General features: G+C 72.3%; 14 protein-coding genes and 1 rRNA gene. 9 read left to right on the top strand and 6 right to left on the bottom strand.

The features are described from left to right. The first annotated feature begins 10 nt into the window (after window positions 1-10). Entirely contained in the window at window positions 11-1114 is a 1104-nt protein-coding gene (locus tag BM051_RS22350) for a chitinase (RefSeq protein ID WP_092533929.1), read from the top strand. Window positions 1115-1890: 776 nt separating this feature from the next. Here BM051_RS22350 and BM051_RS22340 read toward each other — a convergent pair. Further along, on the bottom strand, window positions 1891-2391 hold the full coding sequence (locus tag BM051_RS22340; protein ID WP_092533923.1) for a vitamin K epoxide reductase family protein: 501 nt from the start codon (window positions 2389-2391) through the stop codon (window positions 1891-1893). A 122-nt stretch (window positions 2392-2513) separates the two neighbouring features. Between BM051_RS22340 and BM051_RS22335 the strand changes: the two genes are divergently transcribed. From BM051_RS22335 to BM051_RS22325, 3 genes are read left to right on the top strand one after another with little or no spacing between them, the layout of a single operon-like run. Then, window positions 2514-4112, top strand: coding sequence for a phytoene desaturase family protein (locus tag BM051_RS22335; protein ID WP_092533920.1), 1599 nt, complete (start codon window positions 2514-2516; stop codon window positions 4110-4112). Window positions 4113-4167: 55 nt separating this feature from the next. After that, entirely contained in the window at window positions 4168-4725 is a 558-nt protein-coding gene (locus tag BM051_RS30030) for an SPW repeat protein (RefSeq protein ID WP_092533917.1), read from the top strand. 25 nt (window positions 4726-4750) lie between these two features. Next, a complete protein-coding gene (locus BM051_RS22325) occupies window positions 4751-5023 on the top strand; it encodes a DUF3040 domain-containing protein (protein ID WP_092533914.1) in 273 nt (90 codons plus the stop codon). Between the two features lie 26 nt (window positions 5024-5049). Here BM051_RS22325 and BM051_RS22320 read toward each other — a convergent pair whose 3' ends face one another. From BM051_RS22320 to BM051_RS22310, 3 genes are all read right to left on the bottom strand, one after another. Further along, complete coding sequence (locus BM051_RS22320) at window positions 5050-6876, bottom strand: glycoside hydrolase family 15 protein (RefSeq protein WP_092533911.1); 1827 nt, start codon at window positions 6874-6876, stop codon at window positions 5050-5052. A 99-nt stretch (window positions 6877-6975) separates the two neighbouring features. Further along, window positions 6976-8088: an enolase C-terminal domain-like protein gene (locus BM051_RS22315; protein ID WP_341770829.1), complete on the bottom strand. Its 1113-nt coding sequence runs from the start codon at window positions 8086-8088 to the stop codon at window positions 6976-6978. A gap of 5 nt (window positions 8089-8093) precedes the next feature. Then, window positions 8094-9884, bottom strand: coding sequence for a thiamine pyrophosphate-requiring protein (locus tag BM051_RS22310; RefSeq protein ID WP_092533908.1), 1791 nt, complete (start codon window positions 9882-9884; stop codon window positions 8094-8096). Between the two features lie 89 nt (window positions 9885-9973). Between BM051_RS22310 and BM051_RS22305 the strand changes: the two genes are divergently transcribed. Together BM051_RS22305 and BM051_RS22300 are read left to right on the top strand one after the other, a co-directional pair. Continuing rightward, the gene (locus tag BM051_RS22305) at window positions 9974-12973 is read left to right on the top strand and encodes an FAD-binding and (Fe-S)-binding domain-containing protein (RefSeq protein ID WP_092534465.1); all 3000 of its coding nucleotides are present in this window, start codon (window positions 9974-9976) and stop codon (window positions 12971-12973) included. A gap of 132 nt (window positions 12974-13105) precedes the next feature. Further along, window positions 13106-13897: a glycoside hydrolase family 16 protein gene (locus tag BM051_RS22300; protein ID WP_092533905.1), complete on the top strand. Its 792-nt coding sequence runs from the start codon at window positions 13106-13108 to the stop codon at window positions 13895-13897. 16 nt (window positions 13898-13913) lie between these two features. Here the strand turns inward: BM051_RS22300 and BM051_RS30375 are convergent, their stop codons facing one another. Next, a complete protein-coding gene (locus BM051_RS30375; RefSeq protein WP_279587063.1) occupies window positions 13914-14036 on the bottom strand; it encodes a hypothetical protein in 123 nt (40 codons plus the stop codon). Between the two features lie 497 nt (window positions 14037-14533). Here BM051_RS30375 and BM051_RS22295 point away from each other — a divergent pair, with 497 nt between their 5' ends. The 3 genes from BM051_RS22295 (at window position 14534) to BM051_RS22285 (ending at window position 17065) form a co-directional block, all read left to right on the top strand. Next, window positions 14534-15025, top strand: coding sequence for a DUF4383 domain-containing protein (locus BM051_RS22295; protein WP_092533902.1), 492 nt, complete (start codon window positions 14534-14536; stop codon window positions 15023-15025). Between the two features lie 131 nt (window positions 15026-15156). Continuing rightward, complete coding sequence (locus BM051_RS22290) at window positions 15157-15849, top strand: TetR/AcrR family transcriptional regulator (protein WP_092533899.1); 693 nt, start codon at window positions 15157-15159, stop codon at window positions 15847-15849. 25 nt (window positions 15850-15874) lie between these two features. Continuing rightward, complete coding sequence (locus tag BM051_RS22285) at window positions 15875-17065, top strand: cytochrome P450 (RefSeq protein ID WP_092533896.1); 1191 nt, start codon at window positions 15875-15877, stop codon at window positions 17063-17065. Window positions 17066-17790: 725 nt separating this feature from the next. Here BM051_RS22285 and rrf read toward each other — a convergent pair. Continuing rightward, window positions 17791-17907 (bottom strand): 5S ribosomal RNA (rrf, locus tag BM051_RS22280). Window positions 17908-18033 lie beyond the last annotated feature (126 nt).

Below are 18033 nucleotides of genomic sequence, written 5' to 3'. Positions count from 1 at the left end.
GAGGACCACCATGCGCCGACCGTCCCTTGTGTACGTCCTGGTCCTCGCGCTGCTCACCGCGCTCGGCACCCCCGCCACGGCCAGGGCCAGCGCGGCACTCCCCCGGCACGCGCTCGTCGGCTACCTGCACGCCAGCTTCGCCAACGGCTCCGGCTACGTTCGGCTGGCCGACGTGCCGGACGACTGGGACGTGATCAACCTGGCGTTCGGCGAGCCCACCTCGGTCACCTCCGGCGACATCCGCTTCACCCGCTGCCCGGCCAGCGAGTGCGCGGGCGTGGAGAGCGAGGCGGAGTTCGTCGCCGCGATCCGTGCCAAGCAGGCCCGCGGCGCGAAGGTGCTCATCTCCATCGGCGGGCAGAACGGTCAGGTGCAGCTGACCACCACGGCGGCCCGCGACCGGTTCGTCAGCTCGGTGTCGGCGATCATCGACCGGTACGGCCTCGACGGCCTGGACATCGACTTCGAGGGCCACTCGCTCTACCTCGACCGCGGCGACACCGATTTCCGTGACCCCACCACGCCGGTGATCGTCAACCTCATCTCCGCGCTGCGCACCCTCACCGCCCGCTACGGCCCCGACTTCGTGCTGACGATGGCCCCGGAGACCTTCTTCGTCCAGGTTGGGTACCAGTTCTACGGCGGGGCCGGCAGCGGGGACAACCGGACCGGCGCCTACCTTCCGGTGATCCACGCGCTGCGGGACCGGCTGGCGGTCCTGCAGGTCCAGAACTACAACTCCGGACCGGTCATGGGCCTCGACGGCCAGTACCACTTCATGGGTGGCGCGGACTTCCCCATCGCCATGACCGACATGCTCAAGGCCGGCTTCCCGGTCGCCCGCACCGGTCACACCTTCCCCGCGCTGCGGGAGGACCAGATCGCCGTCGGCCTGCCGGCGGCGGTCAACGCCGGCAACGGCCACCTCGCCCCCGCCACCGTGCACCAGGCGTTGACCTGCCTGGCCTGGGGTCGGGACTGCGGCGGATACGCGCTGCGCGGCGGTCCTTCGCCGGGACTGCGCGGCCTGATGACGTGGTCGATCAACTGGGACGGCTACTACGGCTGGGAGTTCCAGCGCAGCCACCGCCCCTTCCTCGACGCGCTGCCGTGACCGCCGTCCTCAGCCGATTCTCGGTGGTGACCGCAGCCGTGAGTTTCGACTACGCAGCCACGCCGTATAGACTGTTATACGCTTCGCGTGTTGCGCTGCTGGCAGTCTTCCTCGCCGGTACTGGTGGGTGCGCGAGCTGGGCACTGTCCACCGGCTCCGCCCTCCAGCTGGCCGCCGACAGGGCCCACTCCCAGGTCGAGGTGATGCGGCTGGTCGCGGACGCCGCGCTGCGCGAGCACGCCCCCACCGTGTCGCTCGGGGTGATGCTCGACGCGGAACGGGAGCTGACCGAGCAGGAGAGCGAGCTCCACGGCGTCCCGCCCGGCGAGCCGCACCGCGCCGAGGTGCTCCACCTGGTCCACCGGGCGCGGGCGCTGCTCGGCGAGCTGAGCAACGCGCTCGGGCTGGTGATCCTCGGCGTGGTGGTCGTCGCGGCGGTCGCGGCGATCCCGCTGCTGGGGCTGCCGGTCGTCGACCCGGACGGCCGCGGCGCGGCGGGGTCGTGGACATCCGCACCCGCGTCGAAGCGGGGGCGGTCCGGGGTGTCGCGCTGGTCGTCGACGGGTTCCTCGTGGGCACCCGCCGGTGAAGGCTGTTCGGCTACGAGCCCACCGGCGAGCGCGGCCCCGCGCTGTTCCGGACGGTGGCCCGGTTCCTGCACCGGAGGATCCGGTACGCCCGATCGGCGACGTCGATCTCGAAGCGGGGCGGGTACGGCTGCACCGGCCCTGGAGCGAGCTGCCCGCGCGGCGCGACCTCCACCACTGACCGCCGGCTCAGTCGCGCAGCGCCTCCGGCAGGGTCAGCGGCACCGTCACCAGGTGCGCCAGGCTCGCCAGGGTGCACCAGGAGCACAGCTTGCGATGGGTTTGCAGCTGCTCCACGAACAGCAGCACCGCCCCGGTGGCGTCGCCGGTCGCCTTGATCGCGGTCAGCACCCGCAACAGCTTCGGCCGCCGGACGCCGGGGCCGCCCCACACGGCCAGCGCCGCGGTCGCCATCGCGCTGGCCGCGGCCGCGATGCCGTCGGGGGTGCGGCCCACCACGTACGCCTCCCCGGAAGCGTCCACGGTGTCCGAGTCGAACATCGGCAGTGGCGGGTCGGGCAGGTGCCGGATCAACCCGAGCTGGTAGCAGCCGACGGTACTCAACGCCGCACTCGCCACCAGCGCGCTCACCACGGTGGCCCGCTGCCGGGCCAGCGCCGGGCCACCGCCGGCACGGAACCGCATGCTCAACCGCGCCGCCTCCGGCGTGCTCCGCCTGCCGATGCGCATCGCCACCTCCTGCTCGCCGGGATCCGTCCGGCGCGGAGTACCCCGGGTGGCGCCCGTCCACTCGGTTCGTCACCCGGCCGCGCGGGTACCCCGGCGGCGGTAGCGAGAGCAAGGAGGGGCCGATGCGCGCGGCGGTCGTCGGCGGCGGGCACAACGGCCTGGTCGCCGCCTGCTACCTCGCCCGCGCCGGGGTCGACGTCGTGGTCCTCGAGCAGGCCGACACGCTGGGTGGTGGGTCCCGGACCGCCGAGCTGGTGCCCGGCTTCCGGTTCGACCTCCACTCGGTCGCGCACAACATCATCAACGCCACGGACATCGGCACCGAGCTGCGGCTGCGCGAGGCCGGGCTGGTGTACCGGGAGATGGACCCGTTCTCCGTCGCGGTCCTCGCCGGCGGCCCGATCATCCGGTTCCACCGCAGCGTCGAGCGCACGGTCGCCTCGATCGCCGAGGTCGACCCGGCCGAGGCCCGCCGGTACGCCGACTGGATGCACGCCGCGCTGCCCGTCATCACCGCGCTGCGCGCCGGGTTGCCCGGCGATCCGCTGCCCCGGCGGCTGCGCCGGCTTCCCGGTGTCGTGCCGGCCGCCGCGCGGGCGCTCGGCCGCAACGGCGGCCCGCTCGAGCTGCTCCGGCTGGTTCTCTCGCCCTACGGCCGGATGCTGCGGGAGAGGCTGGACAGCGAGCTGGTGCGGGCTCCGGTCGCGGCGTTCGCCGCGCACGCGTCCGCCGGCCCCGACGACCCCGGCGGTGCTCTGTTCGGCCTCTGGCAGGCCTTCTACCACCAGGTCGGCCAGTGGCACCCCGTCGGCGGCGCCCAGGCCCTCGTCGACGCGCTCCGCCGTCGGCTCGAGTCCTTCGGCGGGCGGTGGCGCACCGGCGCTCGGGTCGCGCGGATCACCCATGGCAGCGGCGGGGTCACCGGCGTCGAGCTGGCCTCGGGCGAGCGGCTCGCGGTCGACGGGGTGGTCACCGCGATCGACCCGAGGGTCGCGCTGCTCACGCTGCTCGACCCTCCGTTGGCCGCACCGCTCGCCCGCGCGCTGCGCGCCGCCCACCGCGGCAACGCCGTCCAGCTGCCGGTGTTCGTGGCCGCCGACGCACTGCCCCGCTACCCCGGTGCGCGTCCCGGCGACTGGTCGGGACTGCAGTCCTTCGTGGACAGCCTTGACGCGCTCGCCGCGGGGTTCGCCCAGGCGCGCGCCGGCCACCTGCCCGACGACCCGGTGCCGACCTACGCGTTCACCCCGAGCGCGCTGGACGGCACGCTGGCCCCGCCGGGGCGGCACACCGTGTACCTCGCCTGCCCCGCGGTTCCCTTCCGGCTGCGCGGCGGCTGGGACCGCGCACTGGCGGGGTTTGCCGAGCGGATGATCGACACGGTGGAGGCGCGGGCGCCGGGCTTCCGCGACGCGATCCTCGCCCGCCGGCTCCGCTCCCCGGAGCGGATGGCCCGGGAGCTGGACTGGCCCGGCGCGCACCCCATGCACCTGGACCCCACCCTCGACCAACTCGGTCCGCTGCGACCGGTTCCCGCGCTCGGTGGGCACCGCACCCCGGTGCCAGGCCTGGTCATCTCCGGTGCGGGCACCGCGCCGGTCGGGGGCGTCGCGGGGATCCCGGGCCGGGCCGCCGCGCATGCCCTGCTCCGCGCCCACGGCCGGTCACGAATGGGTAAACGCGAGCGGTGGCACCGTATGCCACCCGATCGGGCGGGGTAGCCGGGGAGGGAGACCGCACGCGCGGTGCCACCACACATGCTCCGGAAGGACGGCGATGGCGGGCCCCCACCAGTACCCCGAGCAGTACGCTCGGCAACCCGACGAGCTCGCTCACCGGGAGGGCCGGCTGAGCGACACCCCGCCGTGGGCGTCGGCGGCGGCACCGTACGTCCACCCCGCGACCGACGTCTTCCGCCCGCGCTCGGGATCGTTCGGGGCCGGCCTGCCCAGCGGGCTCACCTTCCTCGCCGGCGTCTGGCTGGCCAGCGCGCCGTTCGCGCTGGACTACGCACACACCGGGTGGGGCCGGCCGGGCTACTGGAACGACGTGGTGATCGGCATCGCGATCGCCGTGCTGGCGCTGGTGCGCACCGTCTCCCCGCGGGAGGTGCCGTGGTTCAGCGTCGTCAACGTGGTGCTCGGCGGGTGGCTGATCGCGGCGCCGTTCGTGCTCGGCTACGACGCCGGCACCGACGCGCCCAGGGCCGTCGCCAACGACGTCGTGGTGGGCATCGTCGTGGTACTGCTGGCCGGGGCGAGCGCGGCGATCACCTTCCGGCAGCGCCACCGGGAGTCGACGTCGCCGGGTGACCGCGAGCCACGACCGCGGTGAGACCAGCGGAAGGAGGTGGACCGTCATGTTGAGCGAGTCCGAACGGCGCTCACTCGCCGAGATCGAGCAGTGGATCCGCGCCGAGGACCCGGAGCTGGACCGGCGGTTCACCGAGCAGCTCGGCCGCCGCCGGTGGCCGTACGGCAGCGCGCTGGTCGGCGCCGCCCTGCTCCTGCTCACCGGGCTGGTCCTCGGGATACCGTTGATGAGCCTGGCCGGGTTCGTGCTCACCGCCGCGTCCGGGGCGGCGCTCTGGTTGACCCAGCACGTCGACGCCCCGGACGACGACACCCTCTGAAGACGGCCCCTCTGAAGGAGCGACCGTCAGATGCCCCGCCGTTGCTGTTCGCCGGTCTCGGCGCGGCGTTGCGCGGGCCCGCGGCGGGTGGTGAGGTTGAACGCCGTGTCGATCAGCGGGATGTGCGACAGCGCCTGCGGGAAGTTCCCGACCAACCGCCCGGTGTGCGGGTCGTACTCCTCGGACAGCAGCCCGACGTCGTTGCGCAGATCGAGCATCCGCTCGAACAGCGCCCGTCCCTTGTCGACGTTGCCCTGCAGGATGTAGTTGTCGGCGAGCCAGAACGTGCACGGCAGGAAGGCCCCCTCGCCGCTGGGCAGGCCGTCGATGTGCTGGGTGGCCGCGGTCATCGTGTACCGCTGGACGAACCCGTCCTGCAGCAGCTCCTTCTCCACCGCGGCGACCGTCCCCCGCACCCGGTCGTCGGTGGCCGGAAGGAACCCGACGTTCGGGATCATCAGCAGTGCGGCGTCCAGGCTCTGCGACCCGTAGTACTGGGTGAACGTGTTCCGGTCCGGGTCGTAGCCGCGCTTGCACACCTCGTCGAAGATCTCCTGGCGCAGCCGCTTCCACTTCTCGGCCGGGCCGTCGAGGCCGAAGTCCTCCACCGCCTTGACCGCCCGGTCGGCCGCCGCCCACGCCATGATCTTGGAGTGGGTGAAGTGCCGCTGCGGCCCGCGCACCTCCCAGATTCCGTTGTCCGGGTCCTGCCAGTGCCCCTCCAGAAAGTCCATCAGCCGGCGCTGCAGCCGCCAGGCGTCCGGGTTCGGCGGAATCCCGTGCGCCCTGGCCTGGTGCAGCGCGTCCATCAGCTCGCCGTAGACGTCGAGCTGGTACTGCTGGGCGGCGTCGTTGCCGATGCGCACCGGCCGCGAGCCCTCGTAGCCCGGCAGCCAGCCCAGCTCCAGCTCCGGCAGCCGGCGCTGGCCGTCCACGCCGTACATGATCTGCATCTGCTCCGGCCGGCCGGCGACGGCACGCAGCAGCCACTCCCGCCACTCCTTCGCCTCCTCGTCGTAGCCGGCGGCGAGCAGCGCCAGCAGGGTGAACGTGGCATCCCGGATCCAGCAGTAGCGGTAGTCCCAGTTGCGCACCCCGCCGAGCTGCTCCGGCAGGGAGGTGGTGGGGGCGGCGACCATGCCGCCGGTGGGAGCGTAGGTCAGGGCCTTCAAGGTGATCAGTGACCGGACCACCGCGTCCCGGTACTCACCCGAGTAGCTGCAGCAGTCGGTCCAGGTCCGCCACCACTCGGCGGTCTCCTCGATCGCCGCGCCGACGTCGAAAGCCGCGGTGACCTCCTCCTCCGGCAGGCTCCAGGACAGCCGGAAGTCCACCGCGTCACTGGCCCCCACGGAGAAGTCCACCTCCGCGTGGTCCTCGGCGGACACGTCGTGCTCCAGGTCGGAGTCCAGGGTGAGGTGGTCCGGCCCGGCCACCGCGTGCAACCGGCGCCCCTCCGACCTCAGCCACGGCATGGCCTTGCCGTAGTCGAACCGCGGCATCAGCTCACTCCGCACGAGCACCCGGCCGCGCACGCCCTCGACCCGGCGGAGCAGGTCGGGCTCGTCGCCTCGCACCGGCATGCAGTCGAGCACCCGCACCTCTGCCTCGGGACAGGAGTAGGTGGTCTCCAGCACCAGGCTGTCCGGGAGGTACCGGCGCCGGACGGTCCACCCGTCACCCTTCGGCGCGAGCGTCCAGTGCCCGTGTTCGGGACCGCCGAGCAGTGCCGCGAAGCACGCGCTCGAGTCGAACCGCGGCAGGCACAGCCAGTCGATCGACCCGCTCCGGCTCACCAGTGCCGCCGTGTAGGTGTCCCCGATGAGCGCGTAGTCCTCCAATGGTGTCGACACTGGGTGCACGCTCCTCTCGCTCGGTTGCCCCGTCCCCCGCCTCGGCTACTACCCGTCCACCGGCCGGGGTAATCGCCGCTCCCCCGACGGCGACACCGGTCACGCCACGCGGTGACGCTCGGCGTCGGCTTCCTTGAGCGTCATGCCGTGGCCGGGTGCGGACAGGTCCGGGGCGGCGCGGCCACCCACCGGGTCGAGCCCCCCGTCGAACAGCATCGGCTCGACACGCTCGTGGTCGGCGAACCACTCGACGTGCCGGAAGTTGGGCGTGCCGACGGCCGCGTGCACCGAGACGTTGGGCGCGGTGTGCGCCGAGACGTCCAGGTTGTGCGCGGCGGCGACCGCGGCGATGCGGAACCACTCGGTGTACCCGCCGCAGCGGACGGCATCCACCTGGACGCAGTCCACCGCGTCGGCCCCGATCATGCGAGCGAAGTACGGCAGGTCGTAGCCGTACTCGCCGGCGGTGACGTCGGCGTCGACGGCGGCCCGCACCTGGCGCAGCCCGGCGAGGTCGTCGCTGGAGACCGGTTCCTCGAACCAGGTGACGTCCCACTCGGCGAGCCGCCGGCCGACCCGCACCGCCTGGCCGACGGTGTAGCCGCCGTTGGCGTCGACGAACAGCTCGGTACCGGAGCCAGCCAGCTGCCGGACCCTGGCCACTCTGGCGAGGTCCCGGTGCACGGCGCTCCCCCAGCCCTCGGCGATCTTGATCTTGATGCGGGGAATGCCCTTGTCCCCGACCCAGTGCTCGATCTGCGCGGTGAGCTGGGCGTCGTCGAAGGTGGTGAAGCCGCCGCTGCCGTACACCGCGACGCTGTCGTGCACCCGGCCGAGCAGCCGGGCGAGCGGCATCCCGCGCAGCCGGGCGGCCGCGTCCCAGGCGGCGATGTCCACGGCGGACATCGCGCAGGACACCAGGCCGACCCGGCCGAGGTTGCGCACCCGGCGTTGCATCGCGTGCCAGCGGGCCGGGGTGTCCAGCACGTCCCCGCCTCGCACCGCCTCGGCGAGCACGCCCTGGATGAGCCCCACGCAGGCCGGGTCGGCGTAGGTCCAGCCCACGCCGACCGTGTCGCCGCAGTCCACCCGCGCCACCACCATGGTGGTGCCGTCCCAGGTGAGGGTGCCGTCGCCCTCCCGGGTCGGCGTCGGGACCCGGTAGGCCGCCGCGGTCACCTCCCGGATCATCGTGTCCGACTCGCCCGCCACGCCCGTCACCCGCGGCTCGGGACGAACTCCTGTGCCTTGGTCTTGGCGCCCTGCACCAGGATGTGCCAGGCGTTCGGGTCGCCCTTGAGCAGCGCCTCGGTGGTGGACTTGATCTGCTCGAACGTGGCGTGCGGCGGGATCGGCGGCACCTCGGGGTCGCAGAACACGTCCAGTACGGCCGGCCCGTCCGCGCCGAGCACCCGGTCCCACGCGTCACCCAGCTCGTTCGGGTCCCGCACGGTGATCGCGGTCATGCCCAGGCTGCTGGCGAAGTCGGCGTAGGACACGTCCGGGATGTTCTGCGACTCCTCGAACTTCGGCACGCCGCCCATCGCGCGCAGCTCCCAGGTGACCTGGTTGAGGTCGTTGTTGTGGAACACGCACACCACGAGCCGGGGGTCCTGCCACAGCTGCTGGTAGCGGGCGATGGTGATCAGCTCGGCCATGCCGTTCATCTGCATCGCCCCGTCACCGACGAGCGCGACCACCGGGCGGTCGGGGTGGGCGAACTTCGCGCCGATCGCGTACGGCACACCAGGACCCATGGTGGCCAACGTCCCGGACAGCGAGCCGCGCATCCGGCCGCGCATCTTCAGGTTGCGGGCGTACCAGTTGGTGGAGGAGCCGGAGTCGGCGGTGACGATGGCGTCCTCCGGGATCCGCGGGGAGAGCTCGTGCACCACCCGGATCGGATTCACCGGCTTGGCGTCGAGCATCGCCTGCTGCTCCATCGTCTGCCACCAGTCGACGACGTTGCGCTCGATCGTCTCCCGCCAGGACCGGTCCTCCTTGTGCTGCAGCAGCGGCAGCAACGCGGTCAGCGTGCGCTTGGCCTCGCCGACGAGGTTGATTTCGGTCGGGTAACGCATCCCGATGAGGCTGCCGTCGATGTCGATCTGCACCGCGCGGGCCTGGCCGAACTCCGGCAGGAACTGGGTGTACGGGAAGTTCGAGCCGACGATGAGCAGCGTGTCGCAGTCGCGCATCATCTCGTAGCTCGGCCGGGTACCGAGCAGGCCGATGGCACCGGTGACGTAGGGCAGCTCGTCGGACAGCACGTCCTTGCCGAGCAACGCCTTCGCCACCCCGGCGCCGGTGGTCTCCGCGACCTGCCGCACCTCGTCGGCGGCGTTGCGGGCGCCCTGGCCGACGAGGATCGCCACCTTCTCCCCCGCGTTGAGCACCTCGGCCGCGCGGCCGATCTCGTCCTCCGGCGGCATCACGATCGGGTGCGGGGAGCTGGGCGGGCTGGAGGGCACGTGCTTGAACGCGTGCTGCGGCGGGGTGTACTCCTCCTCCTGCAGATCCGCCGGGATGATCACCGCGGTCGGCGTGCGGTGGGCGGCGGCGGTGCGAAACGCCCGGTCGAGCGCGTTGGGCAGCTGCTCGGCGACGTTGACCTCGACCAGGTAGTCGCTGGCGACGTCCTTGAACAGCGCCTGCAGGTCCACCTCCTGCTGGTAGTGCCCGCCCATGGCGCTGCGCGCGGTCTGACCGACGATCGCGACCACCGGGACGTGGTCGAGCTTGGCGTCGTAGAGCCCGTTGAGCACGTGGATCGCTCCCGGACCGGAGGTCGCCAGGCAGACGCCGACGGCGCCGCTGAACTTCGCGTAACCGACCGCTTCGAACGCCGACATCTCCTCGTGTCGGGACTGCACGAACCGCGGTTGGTTGTCCGCCTTGCCGAACGCGGCGACGATCCCGTTGATCCCGTCTCCTGGGTAGCCGAACACCTCCTCGACGCCCCAGTCCCGCAGGCGCTGCAGGACGTAGTCCCCAACCGTCTCGGGCATGTTTCCTCCTCCGCTCGCTCGGGCAGTCCTCTTCCACCGGCTACCCGGCACCTGCCCCGCTAATCCCTCCAGGAGGAACCGTGACCGCGATGACCGACGTGTCCCTCGCCGACGACCTGCGCGACCGGGTGAGTGGCGAGGTCCGGTTCGACGCCGGCACGCGGGGGACCTACTCCACGGCGGCGTCGAACTACCGCCAACTCCCGCTGGGCGTGGTCCTGCCGTACACGGTCGAGGACGGGGAGCGGGCCGTGGCGGTGTGCCGGGAGCACGACGTGTCCGTGCTGTCCCGCGGCGGTGGCACGAGCCTCGCCGGTCAGTGCTGCAACACCGGCGTGGTCATCGACTGGAGCAAGTACTGCCGGCGGGTGGTGTCCGTGGACCCCGAGCGCCGGACCGCCGTGGTCGAGCCCGGCATCGTACTGGACGAGCTCAACGACGAGCTGGCGCCGTACGGGTTGATGGTGGGGCCGAAGCCGTCCACCCACGTGAGCTGCACGATCGGCGGAATGATCGGCAACAACTCGTGCGGGGCCAGCGCGCAGGCCTACGGCAAGATGGCCGACTCGGTGCGCCGGCTGGAGATCCTCACCTACGACGGCCTGCGCACCTGGGTCGGGCCGACCGGCGAGGAGGAGTTCGCGGCGATCCTCGCCGCCGGCGGGCGCGGGGCCGAGCTCTACCGCGGGCTGCGGGCGCTCCGCGACCGGTACCTGGCGGAGATCCGCACCCGCTTCCCCGACATCCCCCGCCGGGTGTCCGGGTACAACCTGCCGTCCCTCCTGTCGGAGGCGGGCTTCGACGTCGCCAAGGCGCTGGTGGGCAGCGAGAGCACCCTGGTGACCGTGCTGCGCGCCGAGATCGACCTGGTCGAGGTGCCGGCGGCGAAGACGCTCGTGGTGCTCGGCTACCCCGACGTCACGGTCGCGGCGGACCAGATCCCCCGGATCGCCGCCTACCGCCCGGCCGCACTGGAGGGCTTGGACGACCGGCTGGTCGAGCTGGAGCACAGCCGCAGGCTCGCCCTGGAGGCACTGCGCGAGCTGCCCGAGGGCCGCGGCTGGCTGATGGTGGAGTTCACCGGCGACGACCAGGAGGAGGCCAACGGCAAGGCCCGGGACATGATCGACGACCTGCGCGACGGGTCGGACGCGCCCGCGGTCGCCTTCCTGGAGGAGCCGGAGGAGCAGAAGCGGGTCTGGGCGGCCAGGGAGGCCGGGCTCGGGGCGACCGCGTACCCGCCCGGCGGGCCGGAGACGCACGAGGGGTGGGAGGACGCGGCGGTACCGCCCGACCGGCTCGGCGACTACCTGCGGGACTTCCGCGAGCTGCTGGACCGTCACGACTACGGCTCGGCCTCGCTGTACGGCCACTTCGGGCAGGGCTGCGTGCACACCCGGATCCCGTTCGACCTGCGCACCGCCGAGGGCGTCGCGCGGTACCGGCGGTTCGTCGAGGACGCGGCGCGGCTGGTGACGTCCTACGGCGGTTCGCTGTCCGGCGAGCACGGCGACGGGCAGTCCCGCGGTGAGCTGCTGCCGATCATGTTCGGCGACACCGTGATCCGGGCCTTCGAGGAGTTCAAGGCGCTGTTCGACCCCGGCAACCGGATGAACCCCGGCAAGGTCGTCCACCCGGATCCGCTGGACGGCAACCTGCGGCAGGGGGTCGGCTACGACCCGTGGGAGCCGGCGACCCACTTCGCCTACCCACACGACAAGCACCGGTTCAGCGAGGCGGCCGGGCGATGCGTCGGCGTCGGCAAGTGCCGGGGGAACCAGGACGGGGTGATGTGCCCGAGCTACCGGGCCACCCGCGAGGAGGAGCACTCGACCCGCGGCAGGGCCCGGCTGCTGTTCGAGATGCTCAACGGGGAGGAGATCACCGACGGCTGGCGCTCCCAGGCGGTGCACGACGCCCTCGACCTGTGCCTGGCCTGCAAGGGCTGCCGCAGCGACTGTCCGGTCAATGTGGACATGGCCACGTACAAGGCCGAGTTCCTGTCCCACCACTACGCCGGCCGGGTCCGGCCGATGCCGCACTACTCGATGGGCTGGCTGCCGCTGTGGGCCCGCCTCGCCACGATCGCGCCGCGGCTGGTGAACGCCGTCACCGCCACCCCCGCGCTGGCCCGGTTGATCAAGGCCGCCGGCGGGGTCGACCGGCGGCGCGAGGTGCCGGTGTTCGGCGAGCGCCGGTTCGTCGACTGGTTCACCGAGCGTGGCTCGCGGGGCAGCGGCGCACGGGGCACCGTCCTGCTGTGGCCGGACACGTTCACCAACAACTTCCACCCGGCCGTCGGGCGCGCCGCGGTGGAGGTGCTCGAGGCCGCCGGGTTCGCGGTGGAGATCCCGGACCGGACCCCGTGCTGCGCGCTGACCTGGATCTCCACCGGGCAGCTCGACACCGCCAAGCGCGTCCTGCGGCGCACGCTGGACATCCTGCGCCCACAGCTGCGCGACGGCACACCGGTCGTGGTGCTGGAGCCGAGCTGCTGCGCGGTGTTCCGGGCCGATTTGCCGGAGCTGCTGTACGGGGACGAGGACGCCCACCGGCTGGCCGGGCAGGCGAGGACGCTGGCGGAGCTGCTGCGCGAGCGGGCGGGCGACTGGCGGCCGACAGGGCTCCCCGGGCGGTCGAGGGCACTGGCACAGCCGCACTGCCACCACCACGCGATCATGCACTTCGACGCGGATCGGGCCGTGCTGCGGGAGGCCGGAGTGGACCTCGAGGTGCTCGACGCCGGCTGCTGCGGGATGGCCGGCAACTTCGGTTTCGAGAAGGGGCACTACGAGGTGTCGATGGCCTGCGCCGAGGACAAGCTCATGCCCGCGGTGCGTGGCGCCGATCGGGAAACGCTGGTGCTCGCCGACGGGTTCAGCTGCCGTACCCAGATCGAGCACGCGGGCGGCGCCCGGCCGCTGCACAGCGCCGAGCTGCTCGCCGCGGCCGTGCGGGGTGAGCGGCCGGACGGCGCCGAGCGGCCGGCCCCGCCACGCACTCCGGTGCGACTGGGCGCGCTGGCCGCGGTGGCCGCCGCGGCCTTGGCCCCGGTCGGGCTGGCCACGTGGCGGCGCCGGCATCGTTGAGCACGCACCGAGGCACCGCCCGGGGCCGGGTTCGTGAATCCGTTTCGAACAAAGGAAGTTGTTCGGGACCTTTGGTCGCTCCCGCGCTACCGTACTCGTCGTCCCGAAGGCAGGCGTTGGAAGGGAACGACGATGCGCAGGGTTGCCGCCGCCGGCGCGGTGTTGGTGTGGGCCGGACTCGTCCTTGGTGCCGGTGTGCCCGCCGGTGACGCGGTGTCCGGGCCGGTCGCGCCGTCGGGCGCTCCCGGCGCGAGCTGGCCGGTCACCTTCGCCGACGAGTTCACCGGCGACCGAGTCGACCGGACGAAGTGGACGATCTATTCGGACGCCGAGGCCGACCGCTGCCTCGGCAACAAGGGGAACCAGCAACTGGAGTGGCACACCTGGGACGCGCTGGCGGTGGGCGGCGGAGTGCTCACCATGACCGCGCGGCGGAACAACCCGGAGCCGGGATACGAGTGGTCCGGGCCACTGATCACCACCGGTCAGGCGTGTGGCCGCGAGCCGGAGCGGTCGTTCCGGGTGCGGCCAGGGGACTACGTCGAGACCCGGCTGTGGCTGCCGGACGCCCGCGGGTTCTGGCCGTCCACATGGACGTGGAACGGTGACGGCTCCAACGAGCAGGACACGTACGAGTTCTACAGCGACAACCACCACCGGCTCTACTTCACCAACCACTACCGCGGCAGGACCGGATGCGCCTACGACGCGCCGGTGGATCTGACGAAGGACTGGCACACCATCGGCGAGCAGCTCGGCCCCGACGAGACCATCTGGTACCTCGACGGCCGGGAGGTGTGCCGGGGTGGGCCGTACGCCGGTGAGGGCGCCCTGCTGCTGGACATGTTCGTCTACGCGCGGATCCCGCCAACCGTCACGGAGGAGTCCATGCGGGTGGACTACGTCCGCGTGCACCGGCGGTAGTCGCCCGGGCCACTGGTCACCGGGACGGCCGCACCGGACGGCGGTGTGCCGCCGGGGCGCGTGACGGCGGCGTCGGCTCCCGGTTCGGGCCGATCCGCGGGCCGCCGAGGACGGTGCCGCCGACGCGCTGCTCGCTCATCCGCCCTCCCCCGTGCTCGATCTGACCCGCGCGGGGCACGGAAAGCGGCCCGGCCATGCCGAAGACTGCCGACGCGCCGCGTCTAGTGATCGGCTTCTCCGTGTGGGCGCCGTCCCCAGCTGCCCGAGCTGGAATGTGGGGGTGTGCCTTCACCAGGCGGTGGGACGCGTGGGGTGTCCTCCCACCCGGAAGCGCGATTGTGTCGACGGCCGGGTTCGGATCGGGGTGGGGAGGGGGAGTGGCTGCGCCACAAGGGATCCCGACCGTGAACTCCTGCTCCGGCGCCACTCTCGAGCTCCCGGACTTGGCATTCGCGTGAATTGCTGGGTCCCCGACGTAGAAGTCGATCCCCAACGTGGATATCGCGGTGTTGAAGATAGATCTCGCGGTGTGGGGGCACTCGGGATTCGTGCTTGGTCGCGCTGGTTCTCGTGCCGTTTCGGTGCCGACTACCAGGGGTATCCGGCCGGGACGGCACGAGTTCCGAGGAGAGTGTCATGGCGCCTTCGTCCACGGCGGACGCTCGAACGGCCCGGCCCGCCCGCCGCCCGGTGCAGGTGATCGCCCTCCTGCTCGGGGTGGTCTTCCTCGCGGTCGGCGTCCTGGGGTTCGTCCCCGGCGTCACCACGCACTACGCCGACCTGCGCTTCGCCGGGCCGGACTCCGGCGCCCAGCTGCTCGGCGTGTTCGCCGTGTCCGTGCTGCACAACCTGGTGCACCTCGGCTACGGCGTCGCGGGGTTGGTCACGGCGCGCTGGGCCGGCGCGGCGCGGGCGTTCCTCGTCCTCGGCGGCGGGGTCTACCTGCTGCTGTGGATCTACGGCGTCCTCGTCGACCGGCACAGCCCGGCGAACTTCGTGCCCCTCGACTCCGCCGACAACTGGCTGCACCTGGGCCTCGGCCTCGGCATGCTCGCGCTCGGTGTCGCCGGGACCGCGGTCGAGCGTGCGCAACGCCGCTACCCGCCGCCCGAGCAGCAGGGGCAGTAGCCGCACCCGCCGGCTCCCCTCGGGTGAGCCGGTTGACCTGCCGGAAAGGCATTGCCGACACTCGTCCACGCTGCTAGCGTGACCGTTGACCAGATTTCGAAGTTGGTCAAGAGTCACGAAGGGAGGGTGGCGTGTCGCAGCCCGCGCCCCGCGCCGCCGGACGTGCCGACCGGATCCTCGACGCCGCCGGCGCGCTGCTCCTGCGCCTCGGCTACCGAAAGGTGACCATCGAGGACATCGCCCGGCACGCCGACGTCGGCAAGGGCACCGTCTACCTGCACTGGCGCACCAAGAGGGAGCTCTTCGAAGCCCTGCTGCGCCGGGAGTCGATGGCCCCGGTCGAAGCGCTGCTCGACCGGCTCCGCCGGGATCCCGCCGAGGTCCGCCCGCACCGCCTCAGCCGCGGCGCCTTCCTCGACACCCACCGCAGCCCGCTGCTCGCAGCGCTGGTCACCGGCGACACCGATGTCGTCGGCGCGCTGCGGGACGGCCCGCTCGGTGGCCAGGACCTGCTGGCCACCGACCAGTTCTTCGCCGTGCTGACCCGGCACGGGTTGCTCCGCACCGACCTGCCGAACCTCGCGCTGGCGATGCAGGCCACGGCCGTCGGGTTCCACCTGGTCGACGCCGTCGAACCCGGCTACGGCGAGATCGACCTCGACGCGCGGGCCGACGCCCTCGCGCACACCGTGCGCTGCGCGTTCGAGCCACCCGGCGATCCCGACCCGGCGGCGCTCGCCGCGGCGGCCGCCGAGCTGAGCGCGATGTTCGAGAACCTGATCACCGGCTACCGCAAATGGATCTACGCCGCCGAGTCCGGCTGAGGCCCGGCACGCAAGGGAGGCAACGATGACCGCGCTCGTCGACACCTGGGACCTTCCCGCCCAGCACTTCTGGCTGCGCGGCGAGGTGCCGGACCAACCCGTCCGGTTCGACGCCGACTTCGGCGGCTGGAACGTCTACGGACACCCGGAGGCGCTCCGGGTGCTCGGTGACCCGGCCACGTTCTCGTCCGACACCGGTCGGCTCGTACCGGGACTGGCGTCGAGTACCGAGGGCAACCTACTGCAGCTGGACCCTCCGGAGCACCAGAAGCTGCGGCGGTTGGTCAGCCACGCCTTCACGCCGAAGGTGATGGCCGACCTGGAGCCGCGGATCGCCGCGCTGACGAACGAGCTACTCGACGCGGTGACCGGCGGTGACCGGCTGGAGCTGGTCAACGACCTGGCCTACCCGCTGCCGGTGATCGTCATCGCGGAGCTGCTGGGCGTTCCCAGCGACGACCGGCACCTGTTCCGGCAGTGGGTGGACGCGATGTTGCAGAGCTCGGAGCAGATCTCCCTGGTGGACCGCAGCGAAGAGCAGCAGCGCATGGTGGAGACGGCGCTCGAGCAGAACCGGCAGTTCACCGACTACCTGCGGGAGCACGTCGCCGACCGCCGGCGCCGACCCCGGGCCGACCTCATCACCCGGCTGGTCGAGGCCGAGGTGGACGGTGAGCGACTCGGCACGGAGGAAGTGGTCAACTTCGCCAACATCCTGCTGATCGCCGGGCACATCACCACGACGATGCTGCTCGGCAACACGGTGCTGTGCCTCGACGCCCAATCCGAGCAGGCGGCAGCGGTGCGGGCCGACCGGTCGAGGATTCCCGCCGCGATCGAGGAGTCGCTGCGCTTCCTCACGCCGTTCGCCGCCGTGGGTCGGGCCACCACCGGCGAGGTCGAGTTGGCCGGGCAGCGGGTGCCCGCCGAGCAACTGCTCATGGTGTGGATCGCGGCAGCCAACCGGGACGCCCGCCAGTTCCCGAACCCGGGCGCGTTCGACCACACCCGCGATCCCAACCCGCATCTCGGGTTCGGCCGCGGCATCCACTTCTGCCTCGGCGCTCCCCTGGCCCGGCTCGAAGGCCGGGTGGCGCTGAACCTGTTGCTGGACCGCTTTCCGCGGTTCCGTACCGACCCGGAGGCGCCGCCGGAGTTCATCCCCAGCCCGAGCATGACCGGGGTCCGCCGGTTGCCGCTGCTGCTCGCCCCGTGATCCCCGCCGGGAGCCACGGGGCGGGGACGGCCGAGAACTACGCCGCCAGCGAAAGGCACACCCTCGCGTGCGCAGCTGGCGGACATGATCAGTCACCCGCCCCGCAGGGCCGCCGACGGGCTGCCATGTCGCGCAGCTCGGAACCCACCACCCGGCGCGGCCCGCGCCCCAGGTGGTGGGATGGCGTCAAGGGGCCATTCGGCACGCCACGTGTCGAGGGCGCGCACCCGTCCGCCCGGCGCTCTCCGGAGGTGTGGTGGGGCGAGCGGGACTGGGCGCGAGACCGTCACCCGCAATCGGCCCCTCGCCCGGCTCCCCGCCCCGCGGCGGACGTGACGTCGCCCAACCGACGCACGCCCCTGCCCCGGAGATCAGAAGCCCGTCGGCCACGCAGTTCCCGCCGATGGCCCGTCGTTCGGTGGGTGGTGCGAACGGCCGTTCGCGGCCCAGGTCCTGCGGTGTGCGGACCGGTCTGCCGCGCCCTTCCGTTCGGCGTGAGTTGGCTGGGTGTCGTGGTGATGCGAACGGCCAGGCGGGCGTTCCCGGTAGCGCTCCGACAGGCGCGGCGGGCCGTGCCGACGTGAAGGGGATGGCCATGCGAACCCGCCGGGTGTTCCCGGAGGTGTGGCGGGACGGGCTGACGCGTGTGAGGTTGGGGGTAAACATGCGAACGGCCCGCTGGGGGGCCGTGGTGGCTGCCCAGCGGGCCGTTCGGTGGGGTTGTTGTTCGGCGGTGTCCTACTCTCCCACACCCCTTCGGGTGCAGTACCATCGGCGCTGGCAGGCTTAGCTTCCGGGTTCGGAATGGGTCCGGGCGTGGCCCTGCCGCTATGACCACCGAAACACCTTGTCACACACCCACTGTTTTATAGTGTGGTGTGGTGTTTCAGAGTTGTAGAGTGGACGCGAAGCATGTTTGTGGGCAAGTCCTCGGCCTATTAGTACCAGTCAACTCGAGAACACATTGC

Origin of the sequence: Amycolatopsis arida (assembly GCF_900115565.1) — a bacterium.
In the GTDB taxonomy this organism is placed as follows: Bacteria; Actinomycetota; Actinomycetes; order Mycobacteriales; family Pseudonocardiaceae; genus Yuhushiella; species Yuhushiella arida.
This window is presented reverse-complemented; position numbering and strand designations above follow the sequence as displayed.